Source organism: Actinosynnema sp. CS-041913 (genome assembly GCF_050942485.1).
Classification (GTDB): Bacteria; Actinomycetota; Actinomycetes; order Mycobacteriales; family Pseudonocardiaceae; genus Actinosynnema.
The window spans coordinates 2,649,506-2,668,424 of sequence record NZ_CP192037.1 but is presented as its reverse complement, the minus strand read 5'-3'; the positions used below and the strand labels follow the sequence as shown (position 1 = coordinate 2,668,424).

Here is an 18,919-nt window from a genome sequence, read left to right as displayed (position 1 = left end):
CGGGTCAGCCGCAGCGCCAGAGGGTCGGGCTGGAGTGCGACGCCGAGCCGACGACGCTGCGTCCGCCGACGACACCGTTGTCGGCGGAGACCTCGACGCTCGGGTGGTCGGTCAAGGTGGCGGTCAGCGTGTCGAGCTGCCACACCGCGTAACTGCCCGAGCCGCCGCGCGACCAGCCGACCGACTGGCCCGAGCGGTTGATCGAGTCGAGGGAGGCGCTGGTCGACGGGCGGGACGGGGCGCCGTTCCGGTCCCACAGCACGCCCTTGCCGTCGTAGCCCGACGCCGGGTACGTCTCGCCCACCACACGGCCGTTGGACAGGGCGTGGCCCTCCACGGTGGCCGTGCCGGACGGGTTGGCGAGCTTGCGGGCCGTGCCCGCCTTCCACAGGTAGAGGGCCGTCGCGCCGAAGGCGTCGTCGCGTGACGGGTAGTGCTCCACCAGTACCGTGCCGTCCTGGTCGACGGCCTTGGCCTTCGCCTGCCCGGTGGTCGGCAGACCGGTCAGCCGCACGGGCGCGGACCCGTCGCCGGGCCACAGCACCGGCGCGTGGACGGCCCACGGCGCGGTGTCCGGCGGGGTGCTGCTGACGCTGCCGACGATGTCGCCCCGGTCGTTGATGCCCTCGACCTGCGCGCCGGTCGCGCCGGCGGGCAGCGGCAGGGCCTCCAGCTTGCCGTTGCGCGACCGGAAGCCGCGCGGGCCGGCGGCCCAGCCGACGACGGTGCCCTGCCGGTTCACGCCGGTCACCACGACGTCGCTGCCGGAGCCCGCCAGCATGCCGAGGTCGGTGACCTGGCCGTTGGACCAGCGCAACGCGTGCGCCGTGTACGACCAGCCCTTGGCGAGGTAGCCGTAACCCGCGTAGCCGCCGCCGCTGTCGGCGGCCGTGACGGAGCCGCCGGGCAGGTCCGCGGGCAGCGGCAGGTAGCTCGTCGTGCACGTGGCGGCGGACGCGGTCGGGGCGGAGATCACGGTGATCGCGAAGGCCGCGATCGCCACGAGAGCCATGGGTTTGACGGTCATGGTGCTCCTCGAACGGTGGATTTCGACACTGCCACCGTCAAGGCACCGCCTGACCGACCGCTGATCAGGTCGGATTCACACCCTGCTGGTGCCGGACCTGACGCTGCCGGGGGTGGACGGGCTGGACGTGTGCCGCGTGCCACCTCGCCCATCGTCCACTGCGCGCGCGGGATCATCACCGCCGAGCCGCCGAGGCACTGACCGACGGGAGGGTCGGCGCAGTGACCACGACCGCGGTGTAGGGCAGCACGAAGCTGCCACCCACCGCGTCGATGGCGGCCCCGATGCCCGCCAGCACCTCGCCCCGCTTGGCCGGCGGGAGCTGGGCGAAGCCGCCGCTGGTGGGTACCTCGTCCAGCCACTCTTCCCTGGTGTACGACCGTTCCCAGCCGAACCGCCACAGCTCCGGCTCGCCGAACGCGCCCGTCGCCCGCATCCCGTCGACCGCCCGCGCGGACAGCGCCGAGTGCCCGTCCGAGCCGGTCGCCGCCGACCAGCGGGCGGCGAGCGAGTCGGGCATCGCCCGGCGGTAGACCGCGGCGAAGGCCTCCGCCAGTTCGGGTGGCGGTTGGGCCGCGTTCCAGAACACCGCGAGCCGGCCACCGGGGCGCAGTGCCTCGGCCGCCTTCGCCGCGCCCGCGACCGGGTCCACCCAGTGCCAGGCCTGCCCCGAGACCACCGCGTCGAACACCCGCCCGGCGGGGTTCCAGGCGGCGAAGTCCGCCACCTCGACCTCTGTGCCGCCGCGGCGCGCGAACTCGGCCATCCGCGCGTCGACGTCGACGCCGAGCACCCGGCAGCCGGCAGCCTGGAACTGCCTGGCCGCGATGCCGGTGCCGATGCCGACGTCGACGATCTCGGGCCCGGGGATGGCGGCGACGATCGCCTCCACCATGGCGTCGGGGTAGCGGGACCGGGTCCGGTCGTAGCGCTCGGGGTCCGCGCCGAACGACTCGGCCAGTTCGCGGGCCTGGTGGGGTTCGGCCTGAGGAGTGCGCTCCGGCGGTACAGTGGGCATGTGCCCACTAATAGTGGGCAAGCGCCCACTCGTCAAGCGGGCGTCGCCGAACGAGCGAAAGAACGGGGTGCGCGGTGCCTACCGGGACAGCCATCCGCGCCGTGCGCGAGCAGCTTTTCGCCGCCGCCGAGCGCATCCTGCTCCGGGCCGGGCCGAGCGCGCTGACCAGCCGGGCGGTCACCACCGAGGCCGGCTGCGCCAAAGGCGTGCTGCACCGGCACTTCGAGGACTTCGACGCCTTCCTGGCCGCGTTCGTGCTCGACCGCGTCGGCCGGATGGACGCCCAGGCCGCCGCCTTGCGCGAGTCCGCCGGCTCCGGGGCCGTGGTCGACCGCCTCGCCGACGCCCTGACCGCCCTGTTCGGGTCGGTCGCCGTCGCGGTCGTCGCCCTCGTCACCTACCGGGACGAGTTGCGTGCCCGGCTGCGCCACGACTGGCCGGCCGGCGTCCCGGTCCTGACCGAAGCCGTGGACATGATCGCCGCCTACCTCACCGCGGAACGCGACCTGGGCCGCATCGCCGCCGACGCCGACATCGACACACTCGCGCCCACCCTGATCGGGACCGCCCACCTGCTCCACGCCGACCGCGGAAGCGCACCACCGGATGCCGCCGCCCTCCGCAGGATGGTGGCGACGGTCCTCGCCAACGTCGTGTCCTGACGGCAGCCTCAAACGCTCGCGCCTGCGCCCCGACTCGCCGGGACGGCCGCGCGTGAGCCGTACGAACGGGCCTAGCCGCCGCGCGCGCACAACCGGAAAGCTCGGGTGACGTCGGTCTCGTACGGCTCTCAGAGAGGCGTTCACACATGCGGAGACAGGCTTTCCGGCGCGCCACGGCGCTCGCCGCGACGGGCGTGCTGGCGGTCAGCACCCTGGTGACGGGCGCGGCGTCCGCCACGCCATCCGGTGGCGGCACGTCCGTCGTGCAAGGTGACACCTCCGACGAGGGCGACCTCGACCTCGACAACCGGCCCGCGGCGGCGGAGCCGACCGACCGGCAGCGGGCGCTGGCGGGCGAACGCGGCACGACCGTCCGGTGGAACCGGTACGGCGCGCCCGCGACGCTGATCCCCCGCGCCGGACTCCGGGCGCGCGTGGCGGGCGATCCGGCGACGGTGGCGCGCGGCTACCTGACCGCCAACCGCGACGTGTTCGGGTTGACGCAGCAGAGCATCGACACGATGGAGGTGTTGGTGAGCCGCCCGATGGGGCAGGGCGCGTACGTCATGCTGCGTCAGCGGTTCGGCGCCACGCCCTCGATCCTGGACGGGCTGGCGGCGTTCGGCATCCGGGACGGCGCGGTGGTGTTCCTCAGCTCGTCGCTGAGCCCCACCCGGACCGACCCGGAGCCCGCGACCCTCTCTCCGGACGAAGCCCTGGCCGCCGCGGGACTCGGCACGGCCACGCGGGTCAGGCTGGGCGCGGTGCCCATGCCGGACGGTCCCGCACGGACCGCGTACCAGGTCGTCCAGGTGGGTGAGGAGACCGGTTCCACCAGTTACGTGGACGCCCGGACCGGCGGGTTGCTGGTCCGCGAGGACCTGGTGGACCACGACCACGAGCCGGACCACGGCTCGGGCAACGCCGCGTGGGACGTGTTCCCGGCCAACCCGCCCGCCGACTACTCCTCGCGCGACAACCGCGTGCGGTGGTGCGCGGAGCGGGCGCGGGGCTGCGAGCGGACCGTCGGCACGGCGGACCAGGGCGTCGCCTGGGACGTCGACCCCGCCACCGGGAAGACCAGCCGGACCTCGTCCGGGAACTCCGGCCGCACCACCGAGAAGTGGGACGACCTCGCCGGCGGCACGGTCGGCACCCGGACGTCGGCGGCCAGCGAGAACCGGCGCTACACCTACCCGTGGACCAACCAGTGGCACGAGAAGCGTTGCGACCCGGCGGTTTTCGCCTCCCCGCAGCAGAACGACATCGACGCGGCGCTGGGCAACCTGTTCGCCATGCACAACCGCATGCACGACTGGTCGTACCACCTCGGTTTCACCGAGGAGACCTGGAACATGCAGGCCGACAACGGCGACCGCGGCGGCCTCGGCGGTGACGCCGAGCGCGGCAACGCCCAGGCGGGCGGCCGGGTGGGCGGCGCGCCGCCGACGTTCCCGTCCCGCAACAACGCCAACCAGATCACGCCGCCCGACGGCGTGCCGCCGACGACCAACATGTACCTGTGGCAGCCGACGCCCGGCGGGTTCTACGGCCCGTGCGTGGACGGCGACTACGACATGTCCGTGATCGGGCACGAGTACGGCCACGCGATCAGCGGCCGGCTGATCGGCGGTCCCGACAGCGGCTGGAACGGCGCGCAGGCGGGCGCGATGAACGAGTCGCACTCCGACCTGTTCGCCATGGAGTACCTGTTCGAGTACGGCTTCCGGCCGCGCGGCGACACGCGGTACGTCGTCGGCGGGTACGTCACCGGTGACGCCAAGGCGGGCATCCGCAACTACGACATGAGCCGCAACTCGCTGAACTACAGCAACATCGCCTACGACCTGGTCGGCCAGCAGGTGCACGCCGACGGCGAGATCTGGAGCGCGACCAGCTTCGACCTCCGGCAGGCGATGATCGACAAGTACGGCCTGGGCACGCCGGCGACGCAGCGGGCGTGCGCGGACGGCAAGCGGCCGGTCGAGCGCTGCCCCGGCAACCGGCGGTGGGTGCAGCAGGCGTTCGACGCGTTGCTGCTCAACGCTTCCGGCGCGGTCAGCTACGTGGACATGAGGGACGCCACGCTGGCCGCCAACGAAATCCGCTTCGGCGGCGCGGACGTGCCCGAACTGTGGGCGGTGTTCGCGCGGCACGGCCTCGGCCGGGACGCGGCGAGCGCAGGCTCCAACGACGCCGACCCGACACCGAGCTTCGCCTCGCCGCACGGGCGCAACGCGAAGCTGCGGCTGTCGGCCGTGGCGGGGGCACGGCTGCACATCGGCGACTACGAGGCCCGCACCCGCCCGGTGGCCGACACCGACCCGACGACGCCGCTGCCCGACACGCTGGAGATCGTGCCGGGGACGTACGACTTCGTGGTGACCGCGGACGGCTACGGCACCACGCGGTTCCGGCGCACGGTCCGCGCGGGCGAGCACGACAAGATCCAGCCGCTGCTGACCCGCAACATCGCCTCCCGCGCCCTCGGCGCGACCGCCACCGGCGACGGGGTGAACCTGGACAAGCTCATCGACGGCACCGAGGCCACGAACTGGGCGTCGGTCGGCTCGCCGGTCGCGGGCAAGGGCGTGACGGTGGACCTCGCCGGCGACCGTCCACAACTCGTCCGGCGGGTGCAGGTGAGCGCGCTGCTGCGACCGGCGATCGAGCCGGACCCCGACCCGGGCGGGCAGAACAGGTTCACGGCGTTGCGCCAGTTCGAAGTCCTGGCGTGCAACACGGCCACCGGCGCACGGTGCGCCGACCCGGCCGACTTCCGCGTCGCGTACACCAGCCCGGCAAACGCTTTCCCGGCCGACGTGCCCCGGCCGACCGCGCCGGACCTGACGATGCGCTCGTTCCGGATTCCGGCTACCCAGGCCACGCACCTGAAGATCCGGGTGTTGAGCAACCAGTGCACGGGAGGGCCGGAGTACGCGGGGAAGCAGCACGATGATCCGCGTTCGACCAGCGACTGCACCACCGGCAACCCGGCGGTGGCGCAGACGGTCCGGATCGCCGAGTTCCAGGCGTTCCGCTTCTGAGGTGCCCGGCCCTGCCGACTCTCCTCCGGCAGGGCCGGGCACGGGAGCGCCGGTCACGTACCGGCGCTCCCGTCCGGTCATCCCTTGGCCTATGTCTCAGGTCAAGGGCTATCTCGAAAAGCCCGACCCTCGTCGGATCACGGCGGATCGAACGGCCAAGCTGCCGGCAGGCTCCGTCCCGCGTGCTGGAGCAGGGCAGGACGCTTCGCGACCGCTTCGGCCGCGGCGGGCCACCGTCCGGGTGATCACCGCGCCCGGCCATCGGCCGGTGATCACCGCGTCAGGCCACCGTCCGGTGATCACGCGTCGTGCCATCAGCCGGGTGATCACGGCGTGAGCTGGAAGTGCCAGACGACCATCGCGGGAACGTCGGCGTTGGCGGCTCGGGTCGCGTCGGGCACCAGGTCGGCCAGGCACCACGGCCACAGTTCCCAAGGCCCCAATGCCGTGGCCGGTGGCCGCGGTTCGGCCGGTGCCGGCAGGCGAGGCTCCTCGCAGCGCCGCAACTGGAGCCCCAGCGGCAGGGCAGCCCGCAGGTAGTCCCCGACCAGGTGGCGATAAGTGGCCACCCGGCCCGGTCGCCCGCTCGGCCCGCGCACGGAGGGAACCGACCCCCGCGCCACCGCTTCGGGGTGGACGTCGGAGATCACCAGGTGCCCGCCGGGGCGCAGCACCCTGGCGAACTCGGCCATCACCGGGTCCAGCGCGGGGACGTGCGTCAGCGCCAGGCCGCAGACGACCAGGTCCACTTCGGCGTCACCCACCGGCAGCCGGCTCAGGTCGCCGAGCAGGAACTCGCCCTGTGGCAGCCGTTCACGGGCCCGCGCGAGCATGTCGGGTGAGCCGTCCACGCCGATGACCCGGTGTCCGCGCTCGGCGAGCGGTCGCGCGTGGCGGCCGGTGCCGCACGCGGCGTCCAGGGCTACTCCCACCGGCAGCGCGTCGACGATCTCCTCCACCAGCGGCCCGTCGATGTCGAACGCGGCGTTGCCCGGCTGGTCGTACGTCGCCGACCACACCCGGTAGCCGTCGACCGCGGTCACCCGGTCGACCTCCACGGCCGCGCCGGCCAGCGACCCGTCGTCCAGCAGCCGGCGGATCTCGGCGATCCGCGACTCCACGAAGTCGCGGTCGTGCTCGCCGGTGAACGCGCGCAACAAGGCGATGCCCTCAAGCCCGAGCAGGTAGGCCAACGGGTGCTCGTAGATCACCGGCCGAGGCTAGCCACGCGCGTCGGTCCGGGGCCACCGACTTAATCAGGCCGTGTTGCGAAAACGTTTCGCTTTCCATCCACCCATTCGGTCGAACGCCATCGCGCCGCCGGGAGGGTTTTCCGGCCCGATTCCGACCACGCGCCGCCGTCGCCGTTTCACCCTGCCCGACCCGGGTACTGGTCTGGACCACCTGACCTCTACCGCCCGACCACCCGAGCGGCCGGGCCACACCGCTGAACGGAGCGACGGAATGAGCGAAGCGAACCTGCCCCCGCTGTCGATCGACGAACTGGCCGCCGAGGGCGGCACGGCGTTGCCGGACAAGGAGGTCTACTCGCTGCTCGACCTGAACGTCGACCTGGACCTCGGTCTCGACCTGGCCGCGCCGATCGGTCTGGCGCTGGCCGGCAACCTCAACGTCGCGGCCCCGATCGACGCCGCCGTCGGCGCGAACGTGCTGTCCAACGGGTCCACCGCGCAGGCGCTGGCGGACCAGGGCGTCGCGATCCAGCAGGGCATCACGGGCGAGGCGGTGGCCAACTCCGACCAGGAGAGCGCCATCGACCAGGGCGCGGGCACCACCCCGGCCCCGCAGCCGGGCGGCACCGCGCCCGCCGTCCAGGTGCCGCCCACCGATCCCGCCGCCGCGCTGGAGGGCGGCCTGCTCAACGTCGACGTCAACCTCGCGGCCGATCTCGACCTGGCCGCGCCGATCAACGGGGCCGTGGCCCTCAACGCCAACGTGGCCGCGCCGATCGACGCCGCGGTGGCCGCGAACATCGCGTCCGACGGCTCGGCGGCGACGGCGATCGCGCAGCAGGACGCCATCATCCAGCAGACCATCGACGGCACCGCCGAGGCGAATGCCGAGCAGAGGTCCGACATCGACCAGTGAGCGATCCCATGAGTGTGCCGAGGGAGAGCCCGGCCGGGCGGGGCGCGACCACCGCGCCCCGCCCGCCCGGGGCGGAAAGGGACCTGCCGCACCGGTCGCGGGGCGTCGGTTCGGACACGCCACACCGGACGCAGAGCGTCGCGTCGGACATCCCGCACCGGGCGCAGAGCGTCGCGTCGGACACGCCACATCGCACGCAGAGCGTCGCGTCGGGCCTGCCGCACCAGGCGCAGGGCGTCCAGCCGGACGTGCCGCACCGCGCGCAGGGCGTCGAGCTGATCGGCGAGTTGCGCGACTCCGGGTACCGCCGCCCGCCGGCGCTGGTCCGCCGCGCCGACGGCCAGGTGCTCCAGCTAACGCCCCTGCTGTACCGGGTGTTGCAGGCCGTCGACGGGCACCGTGACCACGCCGGCATCGCCGCCGTGGTCGGGCCGGCCGTCGGCCGCCGGGTGTCCGCCGACGACGTGCGGACGCTGCTCGGGACCAAGCTCGCGCCGCTCGGCGTGCTCCGGCTGTCCGACGGCGCCGAACCGGAGCACCGCAAGGCCGAACCGCTGCTCGGCCTGCGCCTGCGCCGCGTGGTCACCGAGCCCACCGTGACCCGGCGGATCACCGGGCCGTTCGCCCGGCTGTTCCACCCGGCGGTGGTGGCGGCGGCGCTGGCGGCGTTCGCGGCGGTGTCCTTCTGGGTCCTGTTCGAGAAGGGCCTCGCGGGGGCCACCCACCAGGCGTTCCACCAGCCCGCGCTGCTGCTGCTGGTGTTCGCGGTCACCGTGGTGTCGGCCGGCTTCCACGAGTTCGGGCACGCCGCTGCCGCCCGGTACGGCGGTGCGACGCCCGGCGCGATGGGCTTCGGCCTGTACCTGCTGTGGCCCGCCTTCTACACCGACGTCACCGACAGCTACCGGCTCGGCCGGGTCGGGCGGCTGCGCACCGACCTGGGCGGGCTGTACTTCAACGCGCTGGTGGCGGTCGCCGTGTTCGGCGTCTGGTGGCTGTCCGGCTGGGACGCGCTGCTGCTGGTGGTGGCGACGCAGATCGTGCAGATGGTGCGCCAGCTCGCGCCGATGGTCCGGTACGACGGCTACCACGTGCTCGCCGACCTGACCGGCGTGCCCGACCTGTTCCGGCACATCAAGCCCACGCTGCTGGGCCTGCTGCCGCACCGCTGGGGCAAACCCGAGTCGAAGGTGCTCAAGCCGTGGGCCCGGGTCGTCGTGACGACCTGGGTGCTCGTCGTGGTGCCGCTGCTGCTCACCGCCACGGCGCTGCTGGTGCTGGCCTTCCCCCGGATCGTGGCGACGGCGTGGCACGGCGTCGGCGAGCAGTGGCGGTCCGCGGGCACGGCGCTGGGCGACGGCGACCTGGCGCTCGTGCTCGTGCGGGTGCTGTCCGTCGCCGCGATCGCCCTCCCGGTGCTGGGCATCGGCCTGCTGCTGGTCCGGCTCGTGCAGCGGATGTGCACGAGGGTCTGGCTGGCCACCGACGGCAAACCCGCACGACGCGCGCTCGTCGCGGTGTGCGGCGTCGCCGTGGTCGCGGGGCTGCTGTGGGCGTGGTGGCCGAACCCCGACCGGTACCGCCCGATCGAGCCCGGCGAACGCGGCACGGTGGCCGACGCCGTGCCCGGCCTGGCGGCGGGCCCCGGACCGGTCACGCCGGCGACACCCGTGCCGGAGACCGCGACCGCCCGGACCGCGTGGCCCGGCGGGACACCGGTGCCCACGAAGGACAAGCCGGTGCTGGCACTGGTCCTCGTGCCGGTCGACGGTGCGGCCGACGCGCCGACGTGGGTCTTCCCGTTCGACCGGCCGGAACCGCCGGGACCGGGCGACAACCAGGCCCTGGTCGTCAACACCACCGACGGGTCGGTCCGCTACCGGGTCTCCTTCGCGCTGGTGTGGGAGACCGACGGCGTGGTGGACAACCGGAACGAGGCGTACGCGCTGGCCTCGTGCCGGGACTGCACGACCGTGGCCGTCGCGTTCCAGGTGGTCCTCGTCGTCGGCCAGGCGGACGTGGTGGTGCCGGAGAACATCGCCGTCGCCGTCAACCACTCGTGCGTGTCGTGCGTGACCTACGCGCTGGCCGCACAGCTCGTCGTCAGCCTGCCCGCGGACCTCGGTCCGGAGACGAAGGCGAGGCTGGAGGAGGTGTGGGCCCGGCTGTCCCGGCTGGCGCAGGACGTACCCGGCATGACGGCCCAGCAGATCCAGCAGGCGCTGGAGAACGCCAAGGCGCAGATCCTGGACGTGCTGCGAGAGGAAGGCGCGCTGCCCACCACCACGACGACGACAACCGTCACGACGTCGACGGAGACCTCACGGGCAACCAGCTCGTCCAGTGTTCCGACGACGACCACGACGACGGTGACGCCGAGCAACCCGACGACCACCACTTCACCGCCGTCCGAGAGCACGACGGCCCCGTCGTCGCCCAGCGTTCCGCCGTCGAGCTGACGCCGACCCCTGTCGCTCTCCGCAACGGAGTGCGACAGGGGTCGCTTACCTGACCAGGGTCACCGAGCCCAGCCGTAGCAGTCCGTCGTCAAGAGGGACGCACCGCACTCCCCCGCGCCCACGCAGAGCCTTGAACGCTCCCGACGCGATGACGGTGTTCATCCACGCGCACGGATTCGCCGGCCGGTGCGCCTCGAACCGCACCGGTCCGTCGCCGGAGTCCAGGCTGAACACGTCGTGCCGGGCGAGCCCGTCCACGTCGAACCCGCGCAGCACGATGTTGCGCCGCACGACCAGCGGGTCCGGGGCAGCGGTCAGGCCGAGGCTGCCGGTGAGGCCGTCGAGCGCTTCGACGGCGAACACCGTGACGGCGGCCGAGCGGTGCGCGGCGTGGTTGAAGTAGCGGTCGCCGACCAGGCCGAGGCCCGCCCGCACCACGACGTGGTCGCGCGAGACCGGCACCGGATCGGGTCGCGGTCCGTCGGCGGGCCGTCCTTCGTAGGCGTGCACGGGCGACACGTGCAGCGCCACGATCTCCGCGCTCGTGCTCAACGGTCGCCGAGCCGCCATTCCGGCCGGACGTAGTGGCAGGTGTACCCGGCCGGGTAGCGCTCCAGGTAGTCCTGGTGCTCCGGCTCGGCCTCCCAGAAGTCACCGGCCTGGGAGACCTCGGTGACGACCTTGCCGGGCCACTTGCCGGACGCGTCCACGGCGGCGATGGTCGCCTCCGCGACCCGCTTCTGCTCGTCGGTGTCGTAGAAGATCGCCGACCGGTAGCTGGAGCCGATGTCGTTGCCCTGGCGGTCGCGGGTCGTCGGGTCGTGGATCTGGAAGAAGAACTCCAGGATCTCCCGGTAGCTCAACCGCGCCGGGTCGAAGACGATCTCGATCGCCTCGGCGTGGCTGCCGTGGTTGCGGTAGGTCGCGTGGGGAACGTCGCCGCCCGTGTAGCCCACTCGGGTCGAGATGACACCCGGATGGCGGCGGAACAGGTCTTGCATCCCCCAGAAACACCCGCCCGCGAGAACAGCCTTCTCGGTCACCGTGGCCATGTGGTCGCTCCGCTCCTCAGTCGTCCCAACCTACCTGGGCCAACGCTCCCACCCTCCCCCGTCATCCCGCGCGCGCGGCTTTCCGACGACGACGCTCATCACACCCCGACCACGGCGCCGCCGCACCCGTCGGCCGGCGTGTGGGGGTGCCACCCCCTCGCCGAATGTCGAAGAATCGTCAAGTATGCCAATGGCCCCTAATAACCCGATCGGGTTCTTGTCCGGACCTCGCATCCGGAGGAACGTCTTAACCCGTGGCCCACTTCGGGTCGCCGGGCGAGGAGGAGCCGTACGTGCCAGAAATCTTCACCGGCAAGGTCGAGTTCCGGAACACCAACGGCGACACAATCTTCACCTTCGACCCTGATTCCAGTTTTGTGCAGATCACGCACAAGACGCCGGGCGGCTTCCAGGTCATGCAGCTCACCAACACCGGTTCGTTAAGCCTCTGGGGCCCCGGGGACGACCACGGCGCACGGCTGGACGGGAGTCTCGGGGATCTGTTCCTCGGCGGCAGCGGCAAGGCGGGCACCGTGCATTTGCGCGATCCCGCCAAGAAGGACGTCATCACGCTCGACGCCACCAGCGCCGCCGTCATCGTCGGCGCCACCGGCAACGAAGGCGACATCGTCGTCCGCGACGACACCGGGACCAACGTCATCCACCTCGACGCCGGCAACGCCGTCCTCTCCGTCGGAGCCAAGGGCAACGAGGGCGACATCATCGTCCGCGACAACGCCGGCAACGCCGTGATCCAGCTCGACGGCGGCTCCGGCGACATCATCCTCTCCAACGCCGACTGCGCCGAGGACTTCGACCTCCGCGGCGGGGCGGGCGACGCGGAGGCCGGCACGGTGATGGTGCTCAGCGAGGGCGGCGGCGTCATCCCGAGCGAACTGCCCTACGACCGCAAGGTCGCCGGGGTGATCTCGGGCGCCGGCGGCGTGCGGCCGGGCATCGTCCTGGGCAGGCAGCCGTCCGAGTCCCCGCGGTGCCCGCTCGCGCTCGTGGGCAAGGTGTACTGCCAGGCCGACGCGAGCTACGGCCCGATCGAGCTGGGCGACATGCTCACCACGTCGCCGACGAGGGGGCACGCCATGCGGGCGGCCGATCCGCGGCGCAGCTTCGGCGCCGTCCTCGGCAAGGCGTTGGGCGGCCTGTCGTCGGGACGCGGCCTCGTGCCAGTCCTGGTGGCACTCCAGTGACGGGTGGGGCCGATGGCCAGTGTTAAGGCGATCATGAACTGCCTGGACATCGACACGAGCGGCACCACGTCGATCCTCGGCGACTTCTTCGGATTCATCCGGAATCGGGTGCCACCCGACCCGACCGGGGTGCCCGCCCAGGTGTCCTTGTTGGCCCACGTGCGCGGTTGTCAGGGTCAGCACATTCACCTGAACGTCATCCGGGTCGGCTTCGACGCCATTTCCGGTGGCGCCCCCGCACAGGACGTCGCGCGGCAGAAGCTGGACTACGCAATAATGCGGACGCGGGCGATCTACCAACAGGTCAATCTCGGGGTCGGCCGGGTGCTGCACTGGTTCATCACGGCCGCCGATTCCGGTGGCGCCGACGACCTCGGCAGTGCCGACGAATGCGACAGCCTCATCGAGGACTGGTCGGTGCCGAATGACGGCGTGGACGCGTTCGTGGTGCGCAACATCAGTGATTCGACGTTCGTCGGCAAGGCGTCGGACATCCCCGGCGAGTGCGACAAGGAAGCCAAGGACGACGGCGTGTGCGCCGGCGAGATCGGGCGCGCCGCCGAGGGGTTCGCCCGGACCTTCGCCCACGAGATCGGCCACCACCTCGGCCTGAGCCACAACCACGGCGCCGCGCCGAACTGCCCTGGCACGGCGAACGGCTGCAACAACCTGATGGCCCAGACCCGGTGCGCGACCTCGTGCGGAGGCGGCACGCGGGCGGCGGTCCTGCTGACCGGCAACCAGGGCACCACCATGCTGGGACACTGTTCGGTCCGGAGCGGGTGTTGACCGCCCGTCGCGCGAGAGGGGCACCATGACCAGCCGCAGTGACGTGGAGGCCCGTCCCGGGGTGGACGAGCAGGAGCTGGTGGCGGCCGTCACCGGCGGCGGGGAGACCGCCGAGCGGACCGGGGCGCTGAAGGAGCTGCTGCGGCGGGGGCCGGCGCGGGTCCGGCCGGTGGTCGAGCGGATCGTCCTCGACGGGTCGGCGCCGAGCGAGCTGAGGACGACCGCGGCGGTCGCCCTGGGCCGGCAGGCGACCGCCGACAACGAGCGCGTCCTGTCCGCCGCGCTCACGGCCGACGACCCGCACGTGGTCGCCGCCGCCGCCGCCGGTCTCGCCCGGATCGGCGGGCGCGCGGCCTTCGACGCCCTCTCCTCCGTCACCGCCGGTCCCGCGGGCGGTGCGGCACGCAGCGTGGCGTTCGCGCGGACCCTGCTGTCCTACCGCCTCGGGCTGGGCACGCACCGGCTGGCCGAACCGGAGGCCGTCCTGGCGCTCGACCCGGGCCGGGCGACCCCGTTCCGGATCGAGGGCGTGGCGCCCGACCCGACCGGGGCCGCCCGTCGGTGGCTGGCCGAGGAACTGCCGGCCACCCCCGTGACCGAAGCGGGCTCCTTCCGGTTCCGCTGCCTCAACGCACACATCTGGGTGGTGCTGTCCGAAGAGGTCGCCGGCCGGCCGGCCGGGGCCGTCGCCGAGCGGGACCGCGTCGCGGCGGTGGTGTTGAAGGAGTCGACCTGCCCGGACGGCTGGCACGTCTACGAGTACGTCCTGAGCCACCCGCGCGAAGGCCGGGGCGCGGCGGTCTTCGGCGTCCGCCCGACCGGCAAGCTCGTCCACTTCGGTGAACTCACCGAGCGCGACGGCACCACCGCCCTCCACCTCCGGGCGGTGGACGCCCCCGGCACGCCGGCCCTCGACTTCCGAGCGGACCTGACCCCCACGGGAACACTCACGGTGCGGGACGCCGCGTACTCGCGCCCCGCCACCCGCCGGAACCCACCCGCGACACCGACCCGGTCCCCATCGCCCACCACACCCGGCTGACCCGACCCCTACCCGCATGATCCGGTCCACCCCCGGTGACCGAGGGCAGCACGGCTGCCCGTTCGTGCCTCCTGCGCGGCCGGCGGGTCTACCGGGGCCCGACGAGCGCGTCCACTGAAGTGTCCGCACAAGGACAGCCGACACTTCGGAGGACGCGATGAGACTCGCCCGGCCGCGCAGGAACGTGCCGCGCACACTGGCCGCCGCCTTGTCCGGCGGGGCGATCGCCCTGACGGCATGTGGAGCCACGCAGACGCACACCAGCGGCAAGCCCATCCCGGCGAGCACGGCCGCGACCACCGGCGTGCCGACGTCCGGCGGCCCTGCCCGCACCGGCACCGCCGAGCCGCCGACCACCAGCACGCCGCGGACCACAGCCGTGCCGCCGACCGCCCCCGTGCCGGGTGTCGGCGGCTGGTGCTCCACCGGCGACCTGGAGATCACCGCGGCCGAGCACGTCTCGCCCAGCGCGGACAGCCGGCTGTTCGCCGTCCACTTCGCCGGGCGCGCCGCGACCCGGTGCACGATCGGCGGCACGCTGAGCGACGTCACCTTCGCGGCCCAGGACGGGTCGCGGCTCGACGTCGAGATCGGCGGAGGCCAACCCCAGGACTACACCGAGATCAGTGTGGGTGACGGCCGCGAGGCGGTCGTGTACCTCCGCACGGCCCCGGACAGCGGCGCCGGCCTGCCCGCGGCGACCGTCAGCTTCTCCTTGCCCGGCAAGGGAACCAAGGGACCGTTCGTGACCGTTGCCTGGCCCGCTCCGTTCGACGGTCCGCTCTCGGTGACGAACCTGATGGAACCGGTCGGCTGACCGGCCCGGCGGGTCTCAGTCGGCGGGTCTCAGTCGGCGGGTCTCAGTCGGCGGGCAGCCAGTCGCTGCGGGAAGGAGGACGCCGGAGCGCCACGAAGATCGACTCCTCGCGGGTCGGCCGCGCCGGGTCGAACAGCACTTCCGCGAGACCTGCCCCGATCACCATCCCGACTTCCCGGGTACGGCGGGCCACCCTGCGCCGGACTCCAACGCTGTCCACAAAGGACACCGTCACGACCGCGCCGACGGTCCGGTTGCCGGACTCGTTGTCCGTCACCCGGAGCAGCCTCACCTCGACCACGTCCGCCGGCACCCGGCGGCCCTGCGCCAGCAGTCGCTCCCGCTCCTCGACCATCGCGGCCTGCCGGCGGCCGAGCCGCACGGTTTCCAGCACCGCCAACGAAGTCACCACGAGCATCAGCGCGGGAACCCACCAGTCCGCGTAGTACATCACCCACGCCCAGACGCCCCACTCCTCGTCCTTGTGGAAGACCGGGTCGACTTCGACGCCCACGGCGAGCGGCGGCAGCCACTGCCGTGACGACACCCAGGTTCCGGCGGTGTGCGCCGCCAGCGCCAAGGCGATCGGGAACGCGGGGGTCGACGGCCGTCCCTGGTATCGCCGCGCGGCGCCGGCGGTCGCTCTGCCCGCGAGGATGCACCCCAAAAAGCCGAACGTCCCCCACATCAGCCAGTACGGCGATCCGCCGTCGCCGCGGTCGTCGAAGACGCTGTCGACCGCCACGGTCCGGAATTGCTCGACCAGCGCGCCGAAACCCAGTCCCGCCACGAATCCCAGGACGAGGGTGGCCGCCGAAGCCGCCACCGCGCCGGCGAGCATTCGCGGGCTTCCCCGCCAACGCTCGACGCGGTCGTACCGCGCCTGTGCCGCGTCCACCGGGTTCGACCGCGGGTCAGTCGACAAGTCCGAACACCCCCACCTCGGCCGGGTCACCGGGGTCGATCCGGGCCTCGTGCCTGGTGCCCGGCGTGTACTGCGGGAACGCCATGGTCGGCACGAGGTGCGTGATCGTGGTTCGGTACGCCGTGCCGTCCGCCCGGGTGACGTCGAGCGCCGAGGTGTACTGCTGCTGGCCGGCGACCGTCGTCCCGGTCGGGTCGAGGGTGCGGATGACGGCGGTCGCGGGTTCACCGGAATCGTAGAGCCTGCGCAGGTTCCGGCCGTAGGCGTTGACTTCCCGCTGCTGGCGCAACTGCTCCTCACCGGGCAGCGCCAGGAACGCGGCCATCGCCGGATCCTCGTTCATCGCCTGGAACGCCTGCGAGGCCATGCCGTCCGTCGGCAGGTGCGGCCGGATGTCGTGGCCCTGCGCGGCGGCGTCCCGCTGGAACTGCGCCGCGTGCCGCTGGAAGTCCTGCTCGCCGCGCGCCGTCGCCCGCCGCGTCGCGTCGTTGATCTGGTCGCGAATCTTCTTGAACACGGTGTTCCGCCTTCCGGGCCGCTGATGTCGTGAGCACATCCTGCGGCGGGCGAAGCCCCTACCGATCCCAGGTTCCGGGTGTTCCGGTCAGTCCGGCAGGGTGTCGACAACGGCCTGGGCGAACGCACGCGCCCGCGGCTGGGCGTGGTGGCGGTGCCGGACGAGGCCGAGTTCGGACACCGGCAGGCCGGTGACGGGGACGAACGCGACCGAGCTGCGGTTGGCGTGGTGGGCGGCCGTCGCCCGGCACAGCAGCAGGGCGCCCCGGTCCGCCGCGACGAGGCTCAGACCCTCCTGGAGCGTGTGCACAGCAGGCCCGGACGGCACCAGGCGACCCTCCGGCGTACGCGTCGGAGCGTGGACGGCACGCCAGTACTCGGGTGCGTCACTGTGGACGCCGATGACCCGGCACTCCGCGAGTTCCTCCGCGCTGACCGATTCCCGTGCGGCGAACGGGTGGCGGGCCGGGACGGCGAGGGTGTGGTGGTGGCGGGAGAACACCGGGCCCACCACGAGGTCCGGCTCCCGCACCGGGAGCAGCACGACCGCCGTGTCCACCTCGCGCCGGCGGAGCGCGCCGAACGGGTCGGACAGCGGGATCTCCACCACATCCACAACGCAGTCCGGGTGCCGGTCGCCGAACAGCGTGAGCGCGTCCGCGAGGTGCCCGTCGACGGTGCCCTGGAAGCCGACCCGCAGGGACGCGCCGATCCCGACGGCCGCCGCGCGGACGTCGTCCACCGCCCGGCGCAGAGCCTCGTAGGCGGGACCGAGATCGGCGAGGAACCGCTCGCCGAGCGTGGTCAGGCTCACGCGGCGGCTGGTCCGGTGGACCAGCGGGGCGCCGACGCGGGACTCCAGCGACCGCAGTAGCTGGCTGACGCGGCTCTGCGACACGTACAGCCGCTGACCGGCCCGGCCGAAGTGCAGCTCCTCGGCCAGCACGAGGAACGCCTCCAGCTCCCGCATCTCCAGACCGCTCACCGACGTCCTCCCGATCCAGTAGCCCCGCTAATGCAAGCGTGCGTGATCGGCCGTTGTTCCCGATGAAGTCCGTGGGTTGGCTGGGGACATGCACAAGATCGAGGACCGTCAGGACGTCCGGGGATGGCCCGCGGTGGTGGCGCTGGCCGTGGCGACCTTCACCGTCGTCACCTCCGAGATGCTCCCCGTGGGGCTGCTGACCCCGATCGGCGACGCACTGGACGTCACGGAGGGCACCGCCGGGTTGAGCCTGACGGTGACCGGTCTGGTCGCGGCGGTGTCCGCGCCCCTGCTGATCCCGGCGTTCGGCGCGACCGACCGCCGCACCGTGCTGGGCGTGCTCATGGCGGTGCTCTCGCTCGGGAACCTGCTGGCGGCCTGGTCGCCGTCGTTCGCCGTGATGGTGGCCGCCCGGGTGCTGGTGGGGCTCGGCGTGGGCGGGGTCTGGGCGATCGCCGGCGGGCTGGCCGCACGCCTGGCGCCCCCGGCGTCGGCCGGACCGGCGATGTCCCTGGTGTTCAGCGGTGTCGCCGTGGCGTCCGTGCTGGGCGTCCCGACGGGCACCCACCTCGGCGAGTTGGTGGGCTGGCGGGTGTCCTTCGTGGTCGTGGGCGGGTTGGCGTTGGTCGTCCTCCTCGCGCTGGTGGCCGTGCTGCCCCGGCTGCCGGTCGGCGGGCCGGTGCGGCTGGGCGGCACGGTGCGGCTGGCCGGCACCCGTCCGGTGAGGACCGGCCTCACCGTGGTGGTTCTGCTGGTCGTCGGGCACTTCGCCGCGTACACCTACGTGCGGCCGGTGCTGGAGGACGTGTCCGGGGCCCACGCCGGGACCATCGCCACGTTGCTGCTCGTGTACGGCGTGGCGGGGATCGCGGGCAACTTCGCGGGCGGCGCGGGAGCGGCCCGGTCACCCAGGGCGACGCTGCTGGTCGTCAGCGGGGTGCTCGCGACAACGGTGGCGCTGGTGCCGGTGGTGGGCACGTCGGTGCCGGTCGCGGCGGCGCTTCTGGTGGTGTGGGGACTGGCGTACGGGGCGGTCTCGGTGAGCACCCAGACGTGGCTGCTCGCCGCCGCACCCGGCGCGCACGAGTCGGCGTCCGCCCTGTTCTCGGGCGTGTTCAACGGGGCCATCGCGCTGGGTGCGTTCGGCGGTGGCCTGGTGGTCGACGGGATCGGGTTGACGGCGGTGATGTGGCTCGGCGCGGCGGTGGCCGCGACGGCGCTGCCGGTGCTCGTGCTCGGCCGCGCCCCTGCTGTCCGGTGACCGGT

17 protein-coding genes are annotated in these 18,919 nt (G+C 73.0%); 9 read left to right on the top strand and 8 right to left on the bottom strand.

All coding sequences use genetic code 11. The features are described from left to right. Positions 1-4: 4 nt before the first annotated feature. A complete protein-coding gene (locus ACQPZF_RS12860) occupies positions 5-1,027 on the bottom strand; it encodes a hypothetical protein (RefSeq protein ID WP_433271598.1) in 1,023 nt (340 codons plus the stop codon). A gap of 175 nt (positions 1,028-1,202) precedes the next feature. Continuing rightward, positions 1,203-2,045, bottom strand: coding sequence for a class I SAM-dependent methyltransferase (locus ACQPZF_RS12855; RefSeq protein ID WP_433271597.1), 843 nt, complete (start codon positions 2,043-2,045; stop codon positions 1,203-1,205). 74 nt (positions 2,046-2,119) lie between these two features. Here ACQPZF_RS12855 and ACQPZF_RS12850 point away from each other — a divergent pair, with 74 nt between their 5' ends. Next, positions 2,120-2,707: a TetR/AcrR family transcriptional regulator gene (locus ACQPZF_RS12850; RefSeq protein ID WP_433271596.1), complete on the top strand. Its 588-nt coding sequence runs from the start codon at positions 2,120-2,122 to the stop codon at positions 2,705-2,707. 146 nt (positions 2,708-2,853) lie between these two features. Continuing rightward, the gene (locus tag ACQPZF_RS12845) at positions 2,854-5,754 is read left to right on the top strand and encodes a M36 family metallopeptidase (protein ID WP_433271595.1); all 2,901 of its coding nucleotides are present in this window, start codon (positions 2,854-2,856) and stop codon (positions 5,752-5,754) included. A 326-nt stretch (positions 5,755-6,080) separates the two neighbouring features. On the opposite strand, the gene ACQPZF_RS12840 is transcribed toward ACQPZF_RS12845, so the two are convergent. After that, complete coding sequence (locus ACQPZF_RS12840; protein WP_433271594.1) at positions 6,081-6,965, bottom strand: class I SAM-dependent methyltransferase; 885 nt, start codon at positions 6,963-6,965, stop codon at positions 6,081-6,083. 253 nt (positions 6,966-7,218) lie between these two features. Between ACQPZF_RS12840 and ACQPZF_RS12835 the strand changes: the two genes are divergently transcribed. Then, a complete protein-coding gene (locus ACQPZF_RS12835) occupies positions 7,219-7,863 on the top strand; it encodes a peptidoglycan-binding protein (RefSeq protein ID WP_433271593.1) in 645 nt (214 codons plus the stop codon). An 8-nt stretch (positions 7,864-7,871) separates the two neighbouring features. After that, positions 7,872-10,322: a hypothetical protein gene (locus ACQPZF_RS12830; RefSeq protein ID WP_433271592.1), complete on the top strand. Its 2,451-nt coding sequence runs from the start codon at positions 7,872-7,874 to the stop codon at positions 10,320-10,322. Between the two features lie 45 nt (positions 10,323-10,367). Here the strand turns inward: ACQPZF_RS12830 and ACQPZF_RS12825 are convergent, their stop codons facing one another. Beyond that, positions 10,368-10,892: an MOSC domain-containing protein gene (locus ACQPZF_RS12825; RefSeq protein WP_433271591.1), complete on the bottom strand. Its 525-nt coding sequence runs from the start codon at positions 10,890-10,892 to the stop codon at positions 10,368-10,370. Next, the gene (gene msrA / locus ACQPZF_RS12820; protein ID WP_433271589.1) at positions 10,871-11,374 is read right to left on the bottom strand and encodes a peptide-methionine (S)-S-oxide reductase MsrA; all 504 of its coding nucleotides are present in this window, start codon (positions 11,372-11,374) and stop codon (positions 10,871-10,873) included. The genes ACQPZF_RS12825 and msrA overlap by 22 nt, the downstream gene beginning before the upstream one ends. A gap of 254 nt (positions 11,375-11,628) precedes the next feature. Here msrA and ACQPZF_RS12815 point away from each other — a divergent pair, with 254 nt between their 5' ends. The 4 genes from ACQPZF_RS12815 to ACQPZF_RS12800 all read left to right on the top strand — a co-directional run bounded on the left by ACQPZF_RS12815 (position 11,629) and on the right by ACQPZF_RS12800 (position 15,227). Next, on the top strand, positions 11,629-12,579 hold the full coding sequence (locus ACQPZF_RS12815) for a hypothetical protein (protein WP_433271588.1): 951 nt from the start codon (positions 11,629-11,631) through the stop codon (positions 12,577-12,579). 12 nt (positions 12,580-12,591) lie between these two features. After that, positions 12,592-13,368, top strand: a complete 777-nt coding sequence (locus ACQPZF_RS12810) for a zinc-dependent metalloprotease family protein (RefSeq protein WP_433271587.1) — start codon at positions 12,592-12,594, stop codon at positions 13,366-13,368. Between the two features lie 25 nt (positions 13,369-13,393). Beyond that, on the top strand, positions 13,394-14,410 hold the full coding sequence (locus ACQPZF_RS12805) for a HEAT repeat domain-containing protein (RefSeq protein ID WP_433271586.1): 1,017 nt from the start codon (positions 13,394-13,396) through the stop codon (positions 14,408-14,410). Positions 14,411-14,567: 157 nt separating this feature from the next. Then, complete coding sequence (locus ACQPZF_RS12800) at positions 14,568-15,227, top strand: hypothetical protein (protein ID WP_433271585.1); 660 nt, start codon at positions 14,568-14,570, stop codon at positions 15,225-15,227. A gap of 43 nt (positions 15,228-15,270) precedes the next feature. On the opposite strand, the gene ACQPZF_RS12795 is transcribed toward ACQPZF_RS12800, so the two are convergent. The 3 genes from ACQPZF_RS12795 to ACQPZF_RS12785 all read right to left on the bottom strand — a co-directional run bounded on the left by ACQPZF_RS12795 (position 15,271) and on the right by ACQPZF_RS12785 (position 17,653). Further along, positions 15,271-16,152 (bottom strand): hypothetical protein, encoded by an 882-nt coding sequence (locus tag ACQPZF_RS12795; RefSeq protein ID WP_433271584.1) that lies wholly within the window; start codon positions 16,150-16,152, stop codon positions 15,271-15,273. Continuing rightward, positions 16,142-16,669, bottom strand: a complete 528-nt coding sequence (locus tag ACQPZF_RS12790) for a hypothetical protein (RefSeq protein WP_433271583.1) — start codon at positions 16,667-16,669, stop codon at positions 16,142-16,144. The genes ACQPZF_RS12795 and ACQPZF_RS12790 overlap by 11 nt, the downstream gene beginning before the upstream one ends. 87 nt (positions 16,670-16,756) lie before the next feature. Then, complete coding sequence (locus ACQPZF_RS12785; RefSeq protein WP_433271582.1) at positions 16,757-17,653, bottom strand: LysR family transcriptional regulator; 897 nt, start codon at positions 17,651-17,653, stop codon at positions 16,757-16,759. A gap of 88 nt (positions 17,654-17,741) precedes the next feature. Between ACQPZF_RS12785 and ACQPZF_RS12780 the strand changes: the two genes are divergently transcribed. Continuing rightward, positions 17,742-18,914, top strand: a complete 1,173-nt coding sequence (locus ACQPZF_RS12780; protein WP_433271581.1) for an MFS transporter — start codon at positions 17,742-17,744, stop codon at positions 18,912-18,914. Positions 18,915-18,919: the final 5 nt, after the last annotated feature.

Coding starts and splice junctions, on each gene's coding strand:
- ACQPZF_RS12860 (WP_433271598.1), bottom strand. CDS start 1,027: ATGACCGTCAAACCCATGGCTCTCGTGGCGATCGCGGCCTTCGCGATC.
- ACQPZF_RS12855 (WP_433271597.1), bottom strand. CDS start 2,045: ATGCCCACTGTACCGCCGGAGCGCACTCCTCAGGCCGAACCCCACCAG.
- ACQPZF_RS12845 (WP_433271595.1), top strand. CDS start 2,854: ATGCGGAGACAGGCTTTCCGGCGCGCCACGGCGCTCGCCGCGACGGGC.
- ACQPZF_RS12835 (WP_433271593.1), top strand. CDS start 7,219: ATGAGCGAAGCGAACCTGCCCCCGCTGTCGATCGACGAACTGGCCGCC.
- ACQPZF_RS12830 (WP_433271592.1), top strand. CDS start 7,872: ATGAGTGTGCCGAGGGAGAGCCCGGCCGGGCGGGGCGCGACCACCGCG.
- ACQPZF_RS12825 (WP_433271591.1), bottom strand. CDS start 10,892: ATGGCGGCTCGGCGACCGTTGAGCACGAGCGCGGAGATCGTGGCGCTG.
- msrA (WP_433271589.1), bottom strand. CDS start 11,374: ATGGCCACGGTGACCGAGAAGGCTGTTCTCGCGGGCGGGTGTTTCTGG.
- ACQPZF_RS12810 (WP_433271587.1), top strand. CDS start 12,592: ATGGCCAGTGTTAAGGCGATCATGAACTGCCTGGACATCGACACGAGC.
- ACQPZF_RS12805 (WP_433271586.1), top strand. CDS start 13,394: ATGACCAGCCGCAGTGACGTGGAGGCCCGTCCCGGGGTGGACGAGCAG.
- ACQPZF_RS12800 (WP_433271585.1), top strand. CDS start 14,568: ATGAGACTCGCCCGGCCGCGCAGGAACGTGCCGCGCACACTGGCCGCC.
- ACQPZF_RS12780 (WP_433271581.1), top strand. CDS start 17,742: ATGCACAAGATCGAGGACCGTCAGGACGTCCGGGGATGGCCCGCGGTG.